Below are 2,217 nucleotides of genomic sequence, written 5' to 3'. Positions count from 1 at the left end.
ACCGGTGTTTGTCAGTCGTGAGCTGGGCGCGTGGCCGGGCGCTGGTGGGCTGCGTCGTGGTGGGGTGAGTGCGTTCGGGTTCTCTGGGACCAATGCTCACGTGGTGCTGGAGCGTGAGGTGGGGTGGGACGAGCCGGTTCCGGCTGGTGGTGGTCAGGGGCCGGTTGTGCTGATGGTGTCGGCCAAGACCGAGACCGCGTTGGTGGACAGCTGCAGGAACCTGGCTGACTGGCTGGAGCGTGAGGGCGAGGATGTCCGGCTGGACCACCTTGCTGTGACGCTGGCGCTGCACCGCTTCCACTTCGCCCACCGAGCAGGCATCGTGGCCCGGACACGGCAAGAGGCGGTCGAGGGGCTGGAGGCTGTGGCTCAAGGACGGAAGACCAGCTCTGTGGTACGGGGACGCGTCACCCAGGGGCACCAGCCGAACGAGGCGCTGGACCTGACGATCCGCGATCTGGTCACCCGGGCGACCCACCCTGAGGACTGGGAGGCCCTGGCGCGGCTTTTCTGCGCCGGCTGCGACCCGACCCTGTGGTGGGAACCGCGCACAGCGCCTGTCCCGCTGCCTGGATATCCCTTCGAGGAGGTCGAGTGCTGGCCGTCAGTGATGACGGCGGGCGCTCAGCGCCCCGGAGCGGGCGCCCTGGTCGGAACGTTGCTCTCCGAGAACCTGTCGTCCCTGTCATCCGTGCGTTACGGGGTGCGTGGCCTCATCCCCACACAGGTGGGCCATGTCGTGTTCGCCGCCGCCGACGCCACCAGGCTCGCCCTGGACGCGGCGACGCCCCCCGTCCTCAGCAATGTGGTGTGGAGGGACGAGGACGCTGCTGACAGCAGCACGATGATCACGTGCGAGCCGAGCGCCGCTGCTGGCACCGTGTGGACTCTGTTCAACGAGTCTGCTGCCCTCGTCGATGGTGAGGCCTTCCTCAGGACCGACAGGGACGAGGTCGCGTCCCCGCAGGCCCTTGAGGCTCTGGAGAGCCACGGCATGAGCGTGCACGAGACGACCGGCGCCGACCTGGCTGGTTCCGTCGACGCCCTGCTGGCTCGGGCGGCACAGGGCTGGTCGCTCGGGGGAGTGCGCGCTGTCGCCCGAGCGGAGGTTCCCGCGGACGCCAGCCAGGTGCGCTCGGTCCGGGTCGACCGGCTCACTGACGGGCTGCTTGACATCGTCCTTGCTGACAGCGACGGCGAGCCGGTGGGCGCGCTGCGGGGGATCGAGCTGGAGCCTGCCGAGCGGCCAGAGGCCGCCGGTAGGACAACGGCGGACGATGCTGCGGTCCGCTCGTGGCTGGTCGAGCAGCTGGGCGCCGCTGTGACGGAGGTGCTTGGGGTGAGCCGTGGGGAGCAGGAGCGCGACCGTGTCCTCAGCGCCTACGGCGCGGACTCCCTGAACCTGTCCGAGCTGAGTCGCGACCTCACCCGTCGGCTGGGCGTCCAGGTAGCGCCAGACATGTTCTTCAGTCATCCCACGCTTGAGCGCCTCGAGGCCGCCCTGGTCAGGCGCTATGGCGAGCAGATGCGTTCCCTGGCGCCGGGGGACGAGCCGGGGCGGTCGGCACCGGTGCCACGCTCACCCCGCCAGCGGGCTGCTCGACGTCTCGATCGGCGTGTGGTTGGTGCTGGTGTGGTTGTGTCGGGGATGGCGGGTGTGTTCCCGGGTGCGGCTGGTGTGGATGAGCTGTGGTCGTTGGTGCGGGAGGGGCGTGTTGCGCTGGGTCCGGTGCCTGTGGAGCGTGGTCCGTGGTGGGGGCGTGCTCGTGGTGCTGTGGGTGGGTGGCTGGAGTCGGTGGGTCGTTTTGACCCGTTGTTCTTCGAGATCGCTCCGCGTGAGGCTGAGGTGATGGATCCGCGTCAGCGGCTGCTGCTGCAGGAGATGTGGCACGCGATGGAGGACGCGGGGGTGGGGCCTTCGGTTGTCTCGGGGGAGCGGGTCGGGGTCTTCGTGGGCGCCGAGTCCGGCGACTTCGAGGCGGTTGCCACGGGCACGCGCTCCATGACGGCCAACAATGACTCGCTGCTGGCATCTCGTCTCGCCTATCACATGGACCTGCGCGGACCGGTCGTCTCGGTGAACACGGCGTGCTCGTCGGGTCTGGTCGCCTTCCACCAGGCGGTGGGCAGTATTGAGCGTGGGGAGTGCGACGTCGCCGTCGTCGCGAGCGCCGCCGTCATCTCCAGCGATGAGAGGTACTTGGCGATGGCTGAGGC

At 69.4% G+C, this 2,217-nt stretch carries 1 protein-coding gene; it reads left to right on the top strand.

The window, feature by feature from the left end; all coding sequences use genetic code 11:
- Positions 1-4: 4 nt before the first annotated feature.
- A partial coding sequence (locus tag A1QA_RS16195) for a beta-ketoacyl synthase N-terminal-like domain-containing protein (protein WP_341858229.1) occupies positions 5-2,217 on the top strand: 2,213 nt, incomplete at its 3' end.

Origin of the sequence: Actinomyces timonensis DSM 23838 (assembly GCF_000295095.1) — a bacterium.
GTDB lineage: Bacteria > Actinomycetota > Actinomycetes > Actinomycetales > Actinomycetaceae > Actinomyces > Actinomyces timonensis.
This window is presented reverse-complemented; position numbering and strand designations above follow the sequence as displayed.